At 67.0% G+C, this 16,969-nt stretch carries 15 protein-coding genes; 11 read left to right on the top strand and 4 right to left on the bottom strand.

The window, feature by feature from the left end; translation table 11 throughout:
- Positions 1-176 precede the first annotated feature (176 nt).
- A complete protein-coding gene (locus tag LV28_RS42800) occupies positions 177-1,931 on the bottom strand; it encodes a chloride channel protein (protein WP_023597303.1) in 1,755 nt (584 codons plus the stop codon).
- A gap of 52 nt (positions 1,932-1,983) precedes the next feature.
- A complete protein-coding gene (locus LV28_RS42795) occupies positions 1,984-2,412 on the bottom strand; it encodes a MarR family winged helix-turn-helix transcriptional regulator (protein ID WP_023597302.1) in 429 nt (142 codons plus the stop codon).
- A 225-nt stretch (positions 2,413-2,637) separates the two neighbouring features.
- Here LV28_RS42795 and LV28_RS42790 point away from each other — a divergent pair, with 225 nt between their 5' ends.
- From LV28_RS42790 to ahpF, 5 genes are all read left to right on the top strand, one after another.
- A complete protein-coding gene (locus LV28_RS42790; protein WP_023597301.1) occupies positions 2,638-2,880 on the top strand; it encodes a hypothetical protein in 243 nt (80 codons plus the stop codon).
- 125 nt (positions 2,881-3,005) lie between these two features.
- Positions 3,006-4,226, top strand: a complete 1,221-nt coding sequence (locus LV28_RS42785) for a hypothetical protein (protein ID WP_038620187.1) — start codon at positions 3,006-3,008, stop codon at positions 4,224-4,226.
- Positions 4,227-4,270: 44 nt separating this feature from the next.
- A complete protein-coding gene (locus LV28_RS42780) occupies positions 4,271-4,942 on the top strand; it encodes a Vgb family protein (RefSeq protein WP_023597299.1) in 672 nt (223 codons plus the stop codon).
- Positions 4,943-5,087: 145 nt separating this feature from the next.
- The gene (gene ahpC / locus LV28_RS42775; protein WP_023597298.1) at positions 5,088-5,651 is read left to right on the top strand and encodes an alkyl hydroperoxide reductase subunit C; all 564 of its coding nucleotides are present in this window, start codon (positions 5,088-5,090) and stop codon (positions 5,649-5,651) included.
- A gap of 196 nt (positions 5,652-5,847) precedes the next feature.
- The gene (gene ahpF, locus LV28_RS42770; RefSeq protein ID WP_038620189.1) at positions 5,848-7,440 is read left to right on the top strand and encodes an alkyl hydroperoxide reductase subunit F; all 1,593 of its coding nucleotides are present in this window, start codon (positions 5,848-5,850) and stop codon (positions 7,438-7,440) included.
- A 95-nt stretch (positions 7,441-7,535) separates the two neighbouring features.
- On the opposite strand, the gene LV28_RS42765 is transcribed toward ahpF, so the two are convergent.
- A complete protein-coding gene (locus LV28_RS42765; RefSeq protein ID WP_023597296.1) occupies positions 7,536-8,570 on the bottom strand; it encodes a LacI family DNA-binding transcriptional regulator in 1,035 nt (344 codons plus the stop codon).
- Between the two features lie 199 nt (positions 8,571-8,769).
- Here LV28_RS42765 and LV28_RS42760 point away from each other — a divergent pair, with 199 nt between their 5' ends.
- The 6 genes from LV28_RS42760 (at position 8,770) to LV28_RS42735 (ending at position 15,956) form a co-directional block, all read left to right on the top strand.
- Positions 8,770-9,585 carry an SDR family NAD(P)-dependent oxidoreductase gene (locus tag LV28_RS42760; RefSeq protein ID WP_023597295.1) on the top strand — a complete coding sequence of 272 codons (816 nt, stop codon included), beginning with the start codon at positions 8,770-8,772 and terminating at the stop codon, positions 9,583-9,585.
- Between the two features lie 110 nt (positions 9,586-9,695).
- The gene (locus LV28_RS42755; RefSeq protein WP_023597294.1) at positions 9,696-10,757 is read left to right on the top strand and encodes a TRAP transporter substrate-binding protein; all 1,062 of its coding nucleotides are present in this window, start codon (positions 9,696-9,698) and stop codon (positions 10,755-10,757) included.
- A 1-nt stretch (position 10,758) separates the two neighbouring features.
- Positions 10,759-12,666, top strand: a complete 1,908-nt coding sequence (locus LV28_RS42750; protein WP_081255938.1) for a TRAP transporter large permease — start codon at positions 10,759-10,761, stop codon at positions 12,664-12,666.
- Between the two features lie 64 nt (positions 12,667-12,730).
- The gene (locus tag LV28_RS42745) at positions 12,731-13,285 is read left to right on the top strand and encodes a VOC family protein (protein WP_023873294.1); all 555 of its coding nucleotides are present in this window, start codon (positions 12,731-12,733) and stop codon (positions 13,283-13,285) included.
- Positions 13,282-14,574: a ribulose-bisphosphate carboxylase large subunit family protein gene (locus LV28_RS42740; protein ID WP_038620191.1), complete on the top strand. Its 1,293-nt coding sequence runs from the start codon at positions 13,282-13,284 to the stop codon at positions 14,572-14,574. The genes LV28_RS42745 and LV28_RS42740 overlap by 4 nt, the downstream gene beginning before the upstream one ends.
- 41 nt (positions 14,575-14,615) lie before the next feature.
- A complete protein-coding gene (locus LV28_RS42735; RefSeq protein WP_038620193.1) occupies positions 14,616-15,956 on the top strand; it encodes a four-carbon acid sugar kinase family protein in 1,341 nt (446 codons plus the stop codon).
- Positions 15,957-15,999: 43 nt separating this feature from the next.
- Here LV28_RS42735 and LV28_RS42730 read toward each other — a convergent pair whose 3' ends face one another.
- Positions 16,000-16,764: an IclR family transcriptional regulator gene (locus tag LV28_RS42730; protein ID WP_023597289.1), complete on the bottom strand. Its 765-nt coding sequence runs from the start codon at positions 16,762-16,764 to the stop codon at positions 16,000-16,002.
- Positions 16,765-16,969: the final 205 nt, after the last annotated feature.

The following is a 16,969-nucleotide window of genomic DNA, read 5'->3' as shown; positions in this document are numbered from 1 at the left end:
GTGCGCCGCCTTTTTTTCGCCGGCGCTCAGCGTCTTGCCGGTGCGTCGATCATAGCCATCGCGGCGGCCGGGTTGCGCGCCTTGAATCCACCCACGGCTTAGAGGAAGACGCCGCGAAGCGCTCGGGTCGAGCGTCCCGCGGGTGACGAACCGGATGCCTGCCGGCGCAACGGCGTTCAGTTGCGTCGCCGTCCGAGATGAATCATGCGCTCGCGCACTTCTTCCTCGGAGCGCCAGTGCTCGGCCGGCTTGACGAGATCGCTGCGGCTGATGATGCCGATCAGCTTGCGCGATGTGGCGTCGCTCACCACCGGCAGTCGCTCCAGATGATGCGCGGCGAAGCGCGCGGAGACGATGCGCCCGGTTTCCGAGGGCAATGCCACGAGGGGCGGATTCACCCCGTAGAGTTGCCCCAGCGTTTGCAACCCTTGCGTTTGCGCGCGTGTGAGCGCCTGGCGATCCACCATGCCCAGCACGGTGTGCGCGGCGTCGACGACCGGGTAGGCGCGATGACGCTGTCCGGCGCCGAACGCCGTGCGAGCCGCCTCGTCGATCGACAGGGACGCATCGAGCGACTCCGGCTCGCGCGTCATCAACTCGCCCACGTGCAGGCGTTCGAGTGGGTCGACCCCGTACTCGCGGTGAATGTGGCGCCCGCGACGCGCGATCTTCTCGGTCATGATCGAGCGCGGCATGATCCAGATCGTCACGCCGTAGGAGATGCCGCAGGTCAGCAGCAGCGGCAGCAGGGCATTGGCGTCGTGCGTGAGACCCAGCGCGAACACGATCGCCGTGAGCGGCGCGCCGAGCACCCCGGCCAGCGTTGCGGCCATGCACACGAGCGCCCACAGCGAGACGTCGCCGCCGGGTAGCACCGGGGCGAGCAGCGTGCCCAGCCCCGCGCCGATCATGAGCAACGGCGCGAGGACACCGCCCGAAGTGCACGAGCCGAGCGCAATCGCCCAGATGACGGCTTTCACGAGCAGCAGGGCCAGCGCGGCATGCATCGAGAAGTGGCCGTTGAGCAGGTCGGCGATCACGTCGTATCCCACGCCGAGCGCGCGCGGCTGGAAGTAGCCGCCGATGCCGACCGCGAGACCGCCGATGGCCGGCCACCACATCCAGTGCACCGGCAGTTTGTGAAAAGCATCTTCGATGGCGTAGAGCGCCCGCGACATACCGGCGGACAGCATGCCCGCGCAAACGCCGGCGATCACGCACGAGAGCAGCGCGACCGGGGCGACGGCCGGCGTCGTCAGCGGGAAGAGCGGGCCGGCGTCGAGCAACAGCGGTCGGGCGAAGCCCGCGACCGCGCAGGCCGTGATGACCGGCAGAAGACTGCGCGGGCGCCATTCGAACAGCAGCAGTTCCACGGCGAGCAGCACGGCCGCGACCGGTGTGCCGAACACCGCCGTCATGCCGGCGGTCGCGCCCGCGACGAGCAGCGTCTTGCGCTCGGCGGCGCTCAGGTGAAAGTGCTGCGCGATGAGCGAACCCAGGGCGCCGCCCGTCATGATGATTGGACCTTCCGCGCCGAACGGCCCGCCGCTGCCGATCACGATGCCCGACGACAACGGCTTGAGGACGGCCACGCGCGGCGACATCTTGCTCTTGCCGAACAGAATGGCTTCGATGGCTTCCGGAATGCCGTGGCCGCGGATCTTGTCGGTGCCGAAGCGCGCCATGGCGCCCACGATCAACCCGCCGATCACCGGTAGCGCGATCACTGCCGCACCGAGCGTGTGATTGGCCGGGGAGCGCGGCGCGAAGGACAGCGTCTGGTAGAAGAAAAGGTTCGTGAAGCCCTGAATCAGGTTGAGCAACAGCCACGCGGCGGGCACGCCGCAAAAGCCGATGACGGCGGCCAGCGCAATGAGGCGTGGCAGGCCGGGCGAGCGCGAAAAGTCGCGAGCATGCTCGGGTGCGGCCATCGGGGCGTGGTGCGAAGACGTATGGGGAACGGATGCCATGACAAATGCCGGATTACAGATGAACGCCACGAATGTGGAAGATGTCCGCGAACGTGCTCAACTCGTTGCGGTGCTGCGCGGCCAGGTTTGCCAGGCACGCCTCGCCCGTGGCGCTGAGATGCACCTCCACCACGCGACGGTCGCTCTCGTTCTGGCGACGCGTGACCAGCCCGGCCTTCTCGCAACGCGCCACGAGCGCCACCACGCTGTGATGCACCGCCTGCAGGCGCTCGGCCAGTTCACTGATGGACGCCCAGTCGCGCCCCGGTATACCTTTCACATGCAGTAGCAAAAGGTATTGCTGCGGCGTTATCCCTTCTTCGCGCGCGGCCGTCTCGCTGAAATTCAGGAAGCGTCGCAGACGGTAGCGAAACTCGGAAAGCGCCTCGAAATCGCTCTTGGTCAGGGCATCTGCGGTGATCGGTGGATTCTGAGAAGGCATAAATCGAAGGACGAGAGAAGGGGATAAGTCCGAAAACCCAAAAATATATCATATCGCGATATATTCGGCCGTCTTAGGGATACCCGGGATGACAAACGGGGCGGCGTGCGTGCAGAATCGCGAAAAAACGAGACTCAGCAGTGACTGGAACTCGAACCCCGCCAAGACGCTGAACGACCGGATACGGTGTCCTGAGCGCGGGGCGACCTCTGACAGGGAGGAGACATGGCTTCCACGGTCCGACGCCGCTGGCGTACGGGTACGTTGTTGTTGCTGTCGGTGGCACTCGGCTCGACCGTTGCCGCCTATCACTACGCCACCGGCTTCGAACTGGGTGGTGGTGTTTTCCAGCAGATCGGGTTCGGACGCCAGGGCACGTCGTCCGCGCCGGCATCGCGCGCACGTGGTGCACCGTCTTCCTGTTCGGGAGGCGACTGTCGCGACGACGCTTCGCCTCCTGCCCATTGAATTTTCGCCGCCCGCGCTTGCGGGGTGCGGCGCATCTCTTGCCGCGCTTTGTCCACGCGACGCAGTCCGATGGTCGCGGCGCCGTGCGCCGCGTCGTGCCCTGGCGCGCAGGGTAAGATCGCGCGATGGACTCCCTCATCGCCGCTTCCGCCCGCGCGTTGGCCGCGGGCGATCCGCTTGGCGCGCTGCGCCGCGTTGCCCTTCGTGACGACCCGCCGGCGCTCGCGCTGCGTGGCATCGCGATGGCGCAGCTCGGCGAGTATCCTCGTGCGCGCGAATTGCTCAAGCGTGCCGCGCGACGGTTCGGTGCGCACGAAGCCCTGGCGCGCGCGCGGTGCGTCGTCGCCGACGCCGAAGTCGCGCTCGCGACGCGTGACCTCGACGGCACGACGCGAGCGCTGCAGGCGGCGGCCGTCACACTCGACGCCCACGGCGATGTTCCCAACGCAATGCTCGCGCGACTGCTCGTCGCGCGGCGCCTGTTGTTGCTGGGCAAACTCGACGCAGCAGCGCAAGCACTGCAGGGTGCGGCTTCGCCGGACGTACCCGCTCGCCACGCCGCCGTTCATGCGCTGTGCGTCGCGGAGCTTGCGCTACGAACGCTGCGCATTGCCGACGCGCGCCGCGCGCTCGCGAATGCCCGGAGCGCCGCGGTCGCCGCGGACGTGCCCGCGCTCTCGGCCGAGGTGCAAAGCCTTCGCGACGTGCTCTCGCGCCCCGCGGCACGGCGCTGGGCGGCCGGGCGCGAAAGCGCGCTGGATCTCGACGGCGTGGCCGCGCTGTTGCACGGCGACTCGCTTGTCGTGGACGCCTGTCGCCGCGGTGTGGGCATTGGCAATCTGTGGCGCCCGCTCGCGCGCCGGCCGGTGTTGTTCGCGCTCGCGTTGCCGCTGGCGCGTGCCTGGCCGGGCGATGTCGCGCGTGAAGCGCTGATTGCCGAGGCGTTCCGCCTGGAACGTCCCGACGACACGCACCGTGCGCGCCTGCGGGTGGAAATCGGCCGCCTGCGCGCGTTGCTCAAAGGCATTGCCGAGATCGATGCGACGCCGGCCGGTTTTGCGCTGCGCACGACCGGCGCGAGCGGCGTATCGGTGCTGTTGCCGCCCATCGACGGTGAGCGCGCGTCGCTGATCGCGTTGCTCGCCGATGGCGCCGCCTGGTCGACGTCGGCGCTCGCGCTCGCCCTTGGCGCGAGTCAGCGCACGGTGCAGCGCGCGCTCCGCGAGCTACAGGCACAAGGGCGGGTGCGCTGCGTGGGACACGCGCGGGCGCGTCGCTGGATGGCGCCGCCGCTCACCGAATTCGCGACGATATTGTTACTCCCTGCCGGATGGTCGTTTGGCTAGAGTGGACCTGCACGCCAAACGTGGCGTCTCAACCGGAGCCTGACATGAAGCACCAATCTCAACGAATTCCCCGCGAAGCGGCAGCGAGCGATGCCAGCATCATCTCGGAGTACGGACCATTTCCGGGCTTCGACCGAATTCATGGCGTGACCTTCGACGGCGCGCGGGTCTGGGCAGCCACCGGCGAGACCCTGCTCGCCTTCGACCCGGCCAGCGGCAAGGTGCAGCGCACGCTCGATGCACCGAGCGATGCGGGCACCGCATTCGACGGCAAATATCTCTATCAGATTGCCGAAGCGCGCATCGACAAGATCGACCCGTCCACCGGGCGCGTGGTGCATTCGATCGCCCTCACGCATGGCAGTGGCAGTAATTCGGGACTCACGTGGGCCGAAGGCAGCCTCTGGCTGGGCCAGTATCGCGACCGCCGCATCCTGCAGATCGATCCGCAGGACGGGCGCGTGCTGCGGACCATCGAGTCGGATCGCTTCGTCACCGGCGTGACCTGGGTGGGCGATGAGCTGTGGCATGGCACATGGGAGAACGACGAGAGCGAACTGCGCCAGGTCGACCCGACCGACGGGGAAGTGATGACGCGCGTGCAGATGCCCGACGGCGTTGGCGTGAGCGGACTCGAATACGATGGTCAGGGCCTCTTTTACTGCGGCGGCGGACTCAGCGGCAAGGTGCGCGCCGTGCGCTACCCCAAGGGCTGAGCGTCGCGCCGCCCGCGCGTCTGGCAAGGCAGGCTATCGACCCGATAGCCTGCCCCAATCGAATAGATTTTAATAATCAATTTCAATAAATCGATAGCTATCGGCATACTGGCAACACTTTCCACCCAGTCAGAGAGACACCGATATGCCGATCATCAACACCCAGATCAAGCCGTTCAAAGCCCAGGCCTACCAAAATGGCGACTTCATCACCGTGACCGACGAGACCCTCAAGGGCAAGTGGTCGGTGGTGGTGTTCTACCCGGCGGACTTCACGTTCGTGTGCCCGACCGAGCTGGGCGATCTGGCCGACCATTACGACGAATTCAAGAAGTTGGGCGTCGAGATCTACAGCGTCTCGACCGACACCCACTTCACGCACAAGGCCTGGCACGACACGTCCGACACGATCGGCAAGATCCAGTACCCGATGCTGGCTGACCCGACGCTCGCCATCTCGCGCAATTTCGACGTGCTGATCGAAGAGGAAGGGCTGGCGCTGCGGGGCACGTTCGTGATCAACCCTGAAGGCCAGATCAAGCTGTGTGAAATCCACGATAACGGCATTGGTCGCGATGCGAAGGAACTGCTGCGCAAGGTGCAGGCCGCGCAATACATCGCCGCGCACCCGGGCGAAGTCTGCCCCGCGAAGTGGACGCCGGGTGCCGAGACGCTGAGCCCGTCGCTCGACCTGATCGGCAAGATCTAAGTACCGCGCAAGGCCGCAGCAAGCGCCGCGCCGGTCACGTCGCGGCGTCTCGCCGGTGCGTCGGTCCCCTAAACCCGTCGCACCGGCACCCGAATTCCGAGTTACCGATGCTTCCTGCGCCAGCCATGTGGCCGACGCGGCGGATCTCGCTCACCCTCGCTCATTCCATTCACGCTATCGAGACGGAAAACACGCCATGTTGGACGCGAACCTCAAAGCCCAATTGCAAACGTACCTTCAGAAAGTCACGCGGCCGATCGAGATCGCCGTGTGGCTCGACGACAGCCCGAAATCGGCCGAGATGAAGGCGCTGGTCGACGAGATCGCACCGCTCAGCGCGCAGATCCGCGTGGCGGCGCGCGACGACGCGCAGGAGCGTCGTCCGTCGTTCGCCATCGGCACGCCGGGCGAGGCGCCGCGTATTCGCTTCGCCGGACTGCCGATGGGGCACGAATTCACCTCGCTCGTGCTGGCGCTGCTGCAAGTCGGCGGCCACCCGGTGAAGCTCGACGATGACACCATCGCCCAGATTCGCGCGCTCGACGGCGACTTCCGCTTCGAGACATATATCTCGCTGTCTTGCCAGAACTGCCCGGAAGTCGTGCAGGCGCTCAATGTCATGGCGCTCATCAATCCGCGCATCCAGCAGGTAACGATCGACGGCGCGTTGTTCCAGGGGGAAGTCGAGGCGCGCCAGGTAATGGCCGTGCCGACGGTGTTTCTCAACGGCGAGTCGTTCACGCAGGGCCGCACCAGCGTGAAGGAATTGCTCGCGAAGCTCGACACCGGCGCGACGGCCCGCGCCGCGAAGGCGCTTGAAAACAAGCCGGTCTATGACATGCTGATCGTCGGCGGTGGCCCGGCAGGCGCGGCCGCTGCGATCTACGCGGCCCGCAAGGGCATCGCGACGGGCGTGGTGGCGGAGCGATTCGGCGGTCAGGTGCTCGACACCATGGCCATCGAGAACTTCGTCTCGGTGACGCATACCGAAGGCCCGAAGTTCGCCGTGGCGCTCGAGCAGCACGTCAAGACGTACGACGTCGACGTCATCGACACGCAACGCGCCGAAGCGCTGATCCCGGGGAAGATCCACGAGGTGCACCTGGCCAGCGGCGCGGTGCTCAAGGCGCGCGCGGTGGTGCTGGCCACCGGCGCGCGCTGGCGGGAAATCGGCGTGCCGGGCGAGCGCGAATACCGCAATCGCGGTGTGGCGTACTGCCCGCATTGCGACGGTCCGCTCTTCAAGGGCAAGCGCGTTGCGGTCGTGGGTGGCGGCAATTCGGGTGTGGAGGCGGCCATCGATCTCGCGGGCATCGTCAGCGAGGTCACGCTGATCGAGTACGGCGCGCAACTGCGTGCGGACGAAGTGCTCCAGCGCAAGCTGCGCAGTCTGCCCAACGTGCGCGTGCTCACGAACGCGCAGACGACCGAAATCGTCGGCGACACGCAAAAGGTCAACGCGCTCGTGTACCGCGATCGCGTCTCGGGTGAGACGTCGACGATTGCGCTCGAAGGCGTGTTCGTGCAGATCGGCCTGGTACCGAACACCGAGTGGCTCAAGGGCACCGTGGCGCTGTCGCGCCATGGCGAAATCGAGGTCGATGCGAAGGGGGCGACGTCGGTGCCCGGCGTGTTCGCGGCGGGCGACGTGACGACCGTACCTTTCAAGCAGATCGTCATCGCCGTGGGCGAGGGCGCCAAGGCATCGCTCGGCGCCTTCGAACACCTGATGCTCAGCTCGGTGGAGGACGACGCCGCACAGGCGCCGCGCGAGGCCGTCGCCGCCTGAGGCCCGACAACGTCTCGGCATGCTCCCTGCTTAGGGTTTGCGCAAGACAACGCCGTGTGGCGCAATCGCGAGAGCGATTCGCGCACGGCGTTTTTCTATGGCAGGTTCTCGCGAAAAATCACCTGGCTGCGATTGGCTTCCACGCCCGCCGTGAGCTCTCGTTTTTCACGGAGATTGGCGAAGATGCGCACGCAATTCATGATGGCGCTTTGCGGACTTTGCGTGATCACGGCATCCATGGAGCCATCGATGAGCAATGCGCGGGTGTCGGGCGTGAGCCCGTGGCCGATGAAAACGACCTTGTGCTGCTTGCCTGTTGCCTTGAGCGCCTGTCCGATGCCCTGCGCCCCACCGCCGATGTTGTAGATCGCCGCGAGATCCGGATGTTGTTCGAGCAGCGCGCGCGCCTGACGATAGTTGACCGCTTCGTCGTCGTAGCCTTCGCGCAGGCCGACGACCTGCATGTGCGGGTATTGCTCGGCAAACAACTGCAGGAAACCGGCCTCGCGTTCGACATGCGCCTTGTAGCTCAGCGAACCGGCGATGAGCGCGACCTTTGCGGCGCGCTCGGGGCCCACGAAGCGGGCGATGAGGTAAGCGGCCGTCCTGCCGGCCGAGCCGTTGTCCAGTCCCACGTAGGCGATGCGTCGCGAATGCGACAGATCGGACACCAGTGTCACGGTGGCGACGCCCGCGTCGGCGAGCACGCCCACCGCCTCGCGAACGCTCGGATGCTCCAGCGGCATGAACGCCACCCCGTGACACTCCCGTCCACGCCGAAGCAACGTCGAGGCCAGCGCCTGGGGATCGAACCCCTGGATGAACTGCACACGACAGTTGACGTGGTACGGTGCCCACTGCGTTTGCGAGCATTGCACCCATTCGCCGAGCATGCGCAGGAACTTGCTGCTGCGCCCGGGAAGCACGAATAACACCTGCGTGGGCGGCATGGCACGCACGGCCTCGAGCTCGGGCTCCGGCAAGTACCGGAGTTCGCCCGCCGCATGCAGCACCCGCTGCACGGTCGTTTGCCGCACGCCCGAGCGTCGGTGCAGCACGCGGTCGACCGTCGCCGTGGACACCCCGGCCAGCCGCGCGATATCCGCCAGATTGGGCATGTTGCGTCGCATCGTCTTCCTGTCTCCCGTATCGTCCCGCGCCGTGACGCGGCGCGTTTTCCCACAGCATACTTCATCAAAACCCATCAAATCACATCAAAAAAACGGGTTGGCGAATCGGTGCGGCCGCCCCTATCGTACGACCTCGGATGCGTTGCACTTGTATCGGGCAGGCGGCAGCAACGACAGAATAAGCACAGGAGACAAGGTCATGGCAGCAACGGGAGCGTGCGCGTCGCGAAGACTGGAGGGCCGGGTCGCGCTGGTCTTCGGCGCGGGATCGGCGGGCGACGGCTGGGGCAATGGCAAGGCGGCCGCCGTGGCGTACGCCCGGCAGGGCGCCAGGGTCGTGGCCGTGGATCAGGATCCGGCGGCGGCCGACGTCACCCGCCGGATCATCGCCGAGGAGGGCAACGACGCCATTGCGCTGGCGGCCGACGTCACGTGCTGGGACCAGGTCCGTCAGACCGTGGCGGCCGCCGTCGAGGCGTATGGCCGGATCGACGTGCTGCACAACAACGTCGGCATCACCTCGCAGGGCGGGCCGGTGGAGACCACCGAGGCGGTATGGGACCGGGTCATGGCGGTCAACGTCAAGAGCATGTTCCTGACCTGCAAGGCGGTGCTGCCGGGCATGCAGGCACAGGGCAGCGGCGCCATCGTCAATATCGGCGCGCTGGGCGGTGTGCGCTGGACCGGTTACGCCTACTGTGCCTATGCGGCGTCGAAGGGCGCCGTCAACTCCCTTACCCAAAGCGTGGCGCTCCAGTACGCATCGCAGGGCATCCGGGCGAACTGCATTTTGCCCGGCGTGATGGATACGCCGCACATCTACCGGCAAATCTCGGGCTTCTACGCGAGCGAGCAGGAGATGGTGGAAGCTCGCCATCGCCTGTCGCCGACCGGACGCATGGGCGATGGGTGGGACGTTGCCCATGCGGCGGTGTTCCTGGCTTCGGACGAGGCGCGCTACATCAACGGTGTGGAGCTGCTCGTCGACGGCGGCATGCACGTTCGCTGCAATTGACACGGCGCACCCGGCCATCGGTGTGCCGGGGTGTCACGGAGGGTCGTGCCGACGCGGTGTTCCGCCGCTCGCACGGTTGCGCCATAACCACAATATCAGGAGACATGCGGATGACCAGCTCAACTTCTCAGGGCCGACGAAACGTATTGCGCGCCCTTTCCGCCTTGCCGGCATTGGGCGTCGCGGGTGTGGCCGGCGTGACCGGCGTGACCAGCATATGGCCGCGATCGGCGCGCGCCGCCGCGCCGGAATTCGTCTTCAAGTACGGCAACAATCTGCCCGTCAGCCACCCGCTGAACGTACGGGCGCAGGAGGTGGCCGCGCGCATCGCCACCGAAAGCCGCGGCCGCATGGAGTTGCGCGTGTTCCCCAATAACCAGCTGGGCGGCGACACCGACATGCTTGCGCAGGTGCGCAACGGCGGTATCGACATCTTCAACGCCGGCACGATGGTGATTGCGACGCTCGCGCCCATCAGCGCGATCACGGCGGTCGGCTTTGCGTTCTCGAACTACGATCAGGTGTGGCGTGCGGTCGACGGCCCGCTCGGCAACAGCATTCGCGAGGCCTTCGCCAAGACAGGCCTCTACACGTTCGAGAAGATGTGGGACAACGGCTTCCGTCAGATCACCACCGGCAACAAGCCGATCGCCACGGCGGCCGACCTCTCCGGCATGAAGATCCGCGTGCCGGTCAGCCCGATGGGCATCTCGCTGTTCAAGTCGCTGCAAGCCTCGCCGACGAGCCTGCAGTTCAGCGAGGTCTATTCCGCCCTGCAGACACGCGTGGTCGATGCGCAGGAGAACCCGTTGGCCATCGTGCAGACGGCGAAGCTGTATGAAGTGCAGAAATACTGCGCGCTCACGAACCACAGCTGGGACGGCTATCACCTCGTGGTCAACGGCCGGTCGTGGCGCGCGCTGCCCGACGATCTCAAGGTGATCGTGGCGCGTGCGTTCAACGAGGCGGCCATCAAGCAGCGCGAGGACGTCTATAAGCTCAACACGGGGCTGCAGAGCGAGCTCTCGAGCAAGGGGCTGGCATTCAATGCGGCGCCGCCGGAGACGTTCCGTGCGCAATTGCAGAAGTCGGGCTATTACGCGGAGTGGCAGAAGAAGTTCGGCGCTCAGGCCTGGGCGTTGCTCGAAGCCACGGCCGGCAAGGTGGCCTGACATGACGCCCGGCCCCGTGCATTCGCCGCATGGCGTGTCTTCCGCACAGCCGCCGGTGCCCGATGCGAGTCCGGTCGGCCGGCGCGGCGTCGTGAGCGCGATCGACCGGGCCATCGGCTGGCTCACGGAGATCCCGGCCGCGCTGCTCGTTCTCGCCGACATTGTCGTCATGCTCGCGGGCGTGGTGGCGCGATATGTCTTTCACGCACCGCTCGTCTGGAGCGACGAGCTCGCCGGCATCCTGTTTCTCTGGATGTCGATGCTCGGCGCGGTGGTCGCACTGCGCCGGGGCGAGCACATGCGCATGACCGCATTCGTGGGCAAGGCGTCGCCGTCCACGCGGGCGTTTCTCGACGTGCTGGCGATCGCCGCCGCGCTGGCGTTTCTCGTGTTCATCGCGCATCCGGCGTACGAGTATGCCTCCGAGGAAGCGTTCGTAATCACGCCGGCGATGGAGATCAGCAACGCGTGGCGCGCCGCGGCGTTGCCCGTGGGGGTCGCGCTGATGATGCTCGCGGGCGGGGTGCGTCTGCTTCGCACCGCGACACCGGTGCGCGCCGTGCAGGCCATCGCCGTCGTCGCGGCGGTGTGCGCCGCGTTCTGGCTGCTCGGCCCCGTGCTCGAACCGCTCGGGCGCTGGAATCTCGTCATCTTCTTCGCGGGGGTCGTGGGCGCGTGCGTGTTCGCCGGCGTGCCGATCGCTTTCTCGTTCGCGCTGGCGACGTTCGGCTTTCTTGCCCTCACGACGCGCACACCACTGGTGGTGCTGGTCGGCCGGATGGACGAGGGCATGTCGCATCTGATCCTGCTCGCGGTGCCGCTGTTCGTCTTTCTCGGCCTGCTCATCGAGATGACCGGCATGGCGCGGGCGATGGTGCGCTTTCTCGCGAGCTTGCTCGGTCACGTGCGCGGCGGTCTGAGCTACGTCCTCATCGGTGGCATGTACCTGGTGTCCGGCATCTCCGGCTCGAAGGCGGCCGACATGGCGGCGATCGCGCCGGTGCTGTTCCCCGAGATGAAGAAGCGCGGCGCCGACCCGGGCGATCTCGTGGCGCTGCTGTCCACGACGGGGGCGCAGACGGAAACGATTCCCCCCTCGATCGTACTGATCACCATCGGTTCGGTCACGGGCGTGTCGATCTCGGCACTCTTCACCGGCGGCCTGCTGCCCGGCGTGGTACTGGGCATCGCCCTGTGTTGCGTGGTGTGGTGGCGCTATCGCCGCGAAGACCTGTCCGGCGTTGCGAAAGCGAACCGCAAGGAAATGCTGCGGGCCTTCACTTACGCCTTGCCGGCGTTGGCCCTGCCGTTCGTGATTCGCGCCGCGGTCGTCGAGGGTATCGCGACGGCCACCGAGGTCTCGACCATCGGCATTGCGTACTCGGTGCTGGCCGGCCTGCTGATCTATCGCCAGTTCGACGCACGTCGCCTGATGCCCATGCTCGTCGAGACGGCCGCCCTGTCGGGCGCGATCATCTTCATCATCGGCGCGGCCACCGGCATGGCCTGGGGCCTCACGCAATCAGGGTTCGCGCAGGACCTTGCCGCAGCCATGGAACGAGTGCCAGGCGGCGGGGCGGGATTCATCGCCGTCTCCGTGGTCGCTTTCGTCATTCTCGGCAGCGTGCTCGAGGGCATCCCGGCGATCGTGCTGTTCGGACCGCTGATGTTCCCGATCGCGCGGGCGGTCGGGGTCCACGAAGTTCACTACGCAATGATCGTGGTGCTCTCGATGGGGCTGGGACTGTTCGCGCCGCCGTTCGGCGTGGGGTACTACGCGGCCTGCGCCATTGGGCGGGTCGATCCCGCCAAGGGCATGCGCGCGATCTGGGGATATCTCGCGGCGCTGATCGTCGGATTGATCGCGGTGGCGGCGTTCCCCTGGATCTCGACAGGTTTTCTTCGATAACGAAGACGGCGGCGTACGTCTTGCGTCTTGCGTCGCCATATGACATAGAACGACAGGAAGATCCATGAGCAGATTCTTTGGCGAGATTCGCCAGGTGGCATACCTCGTGCCCGACATCGAGGCGGCAATGCGTTATTGGTCCGGCGTGCTCGGCGTGGGGCCGTGGTACTACAACCCCCGGGTGCCGATCCGCAACTACACCTATCGCGGGGCGCACTTCGAACCGCACAACGCGGTGGCGCTCGCCAACGCGGGTGGCCTTCAGATCGAGCTGCTCCAGATTCGCAACGACGTTCCCTCGATGTATCGCGACTTCCTCAATGCCGGTCGCAGCGGCGCGCAGCACGTTGCCTACTGGACGGAGAACTTCGACGCGGACCTCGCGCGTGCGCGTGCGGCCGGATTCGAGGTTTGCATGAGCGGCGAGGTGGGCGAAAACGGACGCTTCGTCTATTTCGAGGACCGCAGCGAGGAGGCGGGATGCCATCCGGGCACCACGATCGAATTGTCCGAGGTCGCGGGGCCGAAGGGCACGCTCTTCAGGATGATTCGCGAGGCGGCCGCCCAGTGGGATGGCAGCGACCCGGTGCGTGAGTTTCCCGATCTGTCGAAGCTATGAACCGGACACTGAGTGCGACATACCTGATCGAGACGCCGCTCGACCCGGAGCAGGTCGCCGAAGTCATGGCCGGCGAGCAGTCCTGCGGCACCTTCACCCGGGTGGCGGGCGAGACAGATGCGTTGCGCGCCCGTGCCCGCGCCACGGTCGAGTCTGTCGAGCGGGTGGGCGAGGCCTCGCGCGCGTCGTTGCCGAACGCCTTTCTCGATCGTCTGGCCGCGACGGACCCGAGAGCGGGCAATGGACCGTGGCATCGCGCACGGGTGCGCATCGCGTTTCCGTGCGACAACGTCGGGGCGAATCTGCCGACGCTGGCCGCCACGCTGGCGGGCAACCTGTACGACCTGGGGGAAGTGACGGGCATGCGCCTGGAGCGCGTTGCGATGCCGTCGGCCTATCGTCGGCAATTCGATTTCCCGCGCTACGGCATCGATGGCACGCGCCGGGCCACGGGCGTGGCACAGGGTGCGCTCGTCGGCACGATCCTCAAGCCCAACGTCGGCATGCGCGCCGACGAGACGGCCGCGCTCGTTTCGCGCCTGTGCGACGCGGGCGTCGACTTCATCAAGGATGACGAGGTGTGCGCCAACCCCGTGCATGCGCCGTTGGCCGAGCGCGTGCCGGCGGTCATGGCGGCAGTGCGCGCGCACCGCGAACGCACGGGCAAGCAGGTGATGGTGGCCTTCAACATCACGGACGAGACCGGAGAGATGCTGCGTCACGCCGACCTCGTGCAACGCGAGGGAGGCAATTGCGTGATGGTCAGTCTGAACTGGTGCGGCTTTTCGGCGGTCACGACGCTGCGTCGACATACGCCGCTGGCGATCCACGGCCATCGGAACGGCTACGGCGCCATGTCGCGCGACCCGATGCTAGGCATCGGCTTCCAGGCCTATCAGGCGCTCTGGCGGCTCGCGGGCGTGGATCACATGCACGTGCACGGTCTGCAAGGCAAGTTCGCGCAGCCCGATGACGAGGTCATCGAATCCGCGCTTGATTGCTATGCCCCGCTTTGCGTCGATGCGGGCGACGGCCCGGACGATCGCGTCATGCCCGCTTTTTCTTCCGGTCAGTGGGCCGGCACGGTGCCCGCGACCTGGCAGGCGCTTGGGCGCGACGACCTGCTCTTCATGGCGGGAGGCGGCATTCTCGCGCATCCCGACGGGGCGGGCGCCGGCGTGCAGAGCCTGCGCGACGCGTGGCAGGCGATGCGCGCCGGGCAGTCGCTCGATGAAGCGGCACGCCATGCGCCCGCGCTCGCCGCCGCCATGCGCTTCTTCGGGCGCTGAAGCACGCACGCAACACACTTATGACTTCAAGGGCAGATACGATGCTTCGCCCGCACCTTCTGTACTACGGCGACGACTTCACCGGGGCCACCGACACGCTGGCGACGGCCGCCCGAGCGGGACTGCGCAGCCTGTTGTTGCTCGCGCCGCCGGATTCGGCCAGGCTCGAAGCCATGGCGGCCGACGACGCCTTGCGCGGTCTGGACTGCCTCGGCATTGCAGGCGTGTCGCGCTCGCTCACGCCACAGGCCATGCGCGAGGAACTGGCGCCGATCGCGGCGCTCGCACGTCGCTTGCAGCCCACGGTGTTGCACTACAAGACGTGCTCGACGTTCGACAGCGCGCCGGGCGTGGGCAGCATCGGCGAGGCGGTGCGAGTGCTCGCGCCGTCGATGCCGGGCGAATGGACGGCCGTGCTGGGCGGGCAGCCCAACCTCGGTCGGTACTGTCTGTTCGGCAATCTCTTCGCGGCGGCCGGCACCGGCGGCGAAGTGTTCCGTATCGACCGCCATCCGACCATGAGCCGGCACCCGGTGACACCGATGCACGAGGCGGATCTGCGGCGGCATCTGGGCGCGCAGGGACTCACCGACATCGGCCTCGTGCCCTGGACGACGCCCGCCGAGTCGTTGTCGGGACGCCTGGACGCGTTACGGCGGGAAGGCGCGCGCGCGGTGCTCTGGGACGTGGCCGTGCCCGCCGATCTGCCGCGCATCGGAGAGGTGCTCTGGCGCCAGGCGCGGCGTGCCGCGTTGCTCACGGTCGGGCCGAGCAGCGTGACCGAGGCGTTCGCGAGTGCCATGGCGTTGCGCGCGGTGCCCGAGACGACGCGTGTGGCACCGGCGCGCGGTCCCGTGTTCGTGCTCGCCGGCAGTCTGTCGCCCGTCACGGCGGCCCAGGTGCGTGCGGCCCGCTCGTTCGACGTGTGTCGTATCGACGCGGCTCGACTGGTCGAGTCCGACGGACGATACCGCGACGCGATGGCGGCCGAGCTGTCGCGGCGTCTGCGCGCGGGTCACCACACGCTGGCATGCACGGTAGCGCAGGAGGCATCGCAGGTCTCGCAGGCGTCGACGTCATCGCACGCCTCGCCGAGCGGCGTATCGGCGCTGGCGCTCGCGCGTGCCGGTGGGGATTTGCTGCGGCGAGTATTGCAAGGCGCCGAAGTCTCGCGCATGGCCATCGCGGGCGGCGACACGTCGAGCCACGGCATGCGTGCGCTCGACGCGTGGGGCATGACTTACGCCGGCACGCTGGCGCAAGGCGCCCCGCTGTGTCGGCTGCACAGCGACGTGCCTGCGATAGACGGCATGGAGGTGCTGCTCAAGGGCGGGCAGATGGGCGGCGAAGACCTCTTCGAAAGCTTGGTGAGCGGTACCTGAACGACGACCGTTCGCACGTTCCGCCGGGCCCCCCGGTGGGCGGTCAGTGCCGGAACGTCCTGGCGGTCTCCTCCGCGGCGATGCGCAGCTCCGGCTCGAAGGCCAGCAGGTCGTCGAGCGTAAGACGGCCGATGGGCGCCTGCACGGCGATGGCGGCGCAGGCGCGATTGCGGCTGAGCATGACCGGCACGGCAATCGCGATCAGGCCCTGCAAGTGCTCCTGGTCGTTGATGCCCATCTTGCGACGTCGCGTGCGTTCGAGTTCGGTGCGCAGTGCCGTCCGGTCGGTGAACGTGCGCTCGGAGAAGCGGCGCAGCGGCAACGTGTCGATCAGATGGTCGCGCCGCTCTTTCGGAAGAAAGCTCAGCAACAGCTTGCCGCTCGCGGAGCAGTGCAGCGGGACATGCGAGCCTGGCTGCAGGTGCATGCGCAGCGGCCATTCCGTCTCCACCCGATCCACGTAGATCACATCGTTGCCCGAGAGCATGGTGAGGTTGCAGGTCTCGCCAATGCTCGCGACCAACTGTTGCAGCAGTCCGTGGCGCGCCGCCGCCGGGCCGGTCTGCATCAACACGTTGATCGCCAGTGCGCGCACGCGCGGCGAACACTCGTAGCGACGGTCGCTCGCATTGCGGGTGATCAGCCATGCGTCCTTGAGCTGGGTGAGGATGCGATGCACGGTCTGTTTGGGCAGACCCAGCGCGTTCACGAGGTCTGTCATCGAGAGCGGGCCACCGGCCACGGCGAGCGTCTCGAGAACCCGAAACGCGCGCACCGCGGCTGCGTTCGACTGGTTCGATGCCGTCATGTCGTCTCCTTTGCGCGACGCCCGCGCCGTGATCCGGGTCGTGGTTGCGCGCGCTGTTTCCTGTGATTCTGCATCGGTTTGATGACTTTTGCGGACTTTATCGGTCCCGAATATCGGGACAGCCTGTACACCCTCCTGATGTGTCCGGTTTGTCCGGGAATTTGAGACCTGTGGCGCCGCCGGGTTGGCTAGATTGAGTACGCGA

The sequence above is a fragment of the Pandoraea pnomenusa genome, from assembly GCF_000767615.3.
Classification (GTDB): Bacteria; Pseudomonadota; Gammaproteobacteria; order Burkholderiales; family Burkholderiaceae; genus Pandoraea; species Pandoraea pnomenusa.
The sequence above is the reverse complement of the archived record's forward strand: the minus strand, read 5'-3'. Positions and strand labels throughout refer to the sequence as shown.

Excerpts from the sequence above, each read along its gene's own strand:
- ahpF (WP_038620189.1), top strand. The coding sequence starts at position 5,848 with ATGTTGGACGCGAACCTCAAAGCCCAATTGCAAACGTACCTTCAGAAA.
- LV28_RS42785 (WP_038620187.1), top strand. The coding sequence starts at position 3,006 with ATGGACTCCCTCATCGCCGCTTCCGCCCGCGCGTTGGCCGCGGGCGAT.
- LV28_RS42745 (WP_023873294.1), top strand. The coding sequence starts at position 12,731 with ATGAGCAGATTCTTTGGCGAGATTCGCCAGGTGGCATACCTCGTGCCC.
- LV28_RS42755 (WP_023597294.1), top strand. The coding sequence starts at position 9,696 with ATGACCAGCTCAACTTCTCAGGGCCGACGAAACGTATTGCGCGCCCTT.
- LV28_RS42760 (WP_023597295.1), top strand. The coding sequence starts at position 8,770 with ATGGCAGCAACGGGAGCGTGCGCGTCGCGAAGACTGGAGGGCCGGGTC.
- LV28_RS42750 (WP_081255938.1), top strand. The coding sequence starts at position 10,759 with ATGACGCCCGGCCCCGTGCATTCGCCGCATGGCGTGTCTTCCGCACAG.
- LV28_RS42780 (WP_023597299.1), top strand. The coding sequence starts at position 4,271 with ATGAAGCACCAATCTCAACGAATTCCCCGCGAAGCGGCAGCGAGCGAT.
- LV28_RS42790 (WP_023597301.1), top strand. The coding sequence starts at position 2,638 with ATGGCTTCCACGGTCCGACGCCGCTGGCGTACGGGTACGTTGTTGTTG.
- LV28_RS42800 (WP_023597303.1), bottom strand. The coding sequence starts at position 1,931 with ATGGCCGCACCCGAGCATGCTCGCGACTTTTCGCGCTCGCCCGGCCTG.
- LV28_RS42765 (WP_023597296.1), bottom strand. The coding sequence starts at position 8,570 with ATGCGACGCAACATGCCCAATCTGGCGGATATCGCGCGGCTGGCCGGG.
- ahpC (WP_023597298.1), top strand. The coding sequence starts at position 5,088 with ATGCCGATCATCAACACCCAGATCAAGCCGTTCAAAGCCCAGGCCTAC.
- LV28_RS42735 (WP_038620193.1), top strand. The coding sequence starts at position 14,616 with ATGCTTCGCCCGCACCTTCTGTACTACGGCGACGACTTCACCGGGGCC.
- LV28_RS42795 (WP_023597302.1), bottom strand. The coding sequence starts at position 2,412 with ATGCCTTCTCAGAATCCACCGATCACCGCAGATGCCCTGACCAAGAGC.
- LV28_RS42730 (WP_023597289.1), bottom strand. The coding sequence starts at position 16,764 with ATGACGGCATCGAACCAGTCGAACGCAGCCGCGGTGCGCGCGTTTCGG.
- LV28_RS42740 (WP_038620191.1), top strand. The coding sequence starts at position 13,282 with ATGAACCGGACACTGAGTGCGACATACCTGATCGAGACGCCGCTCGAC.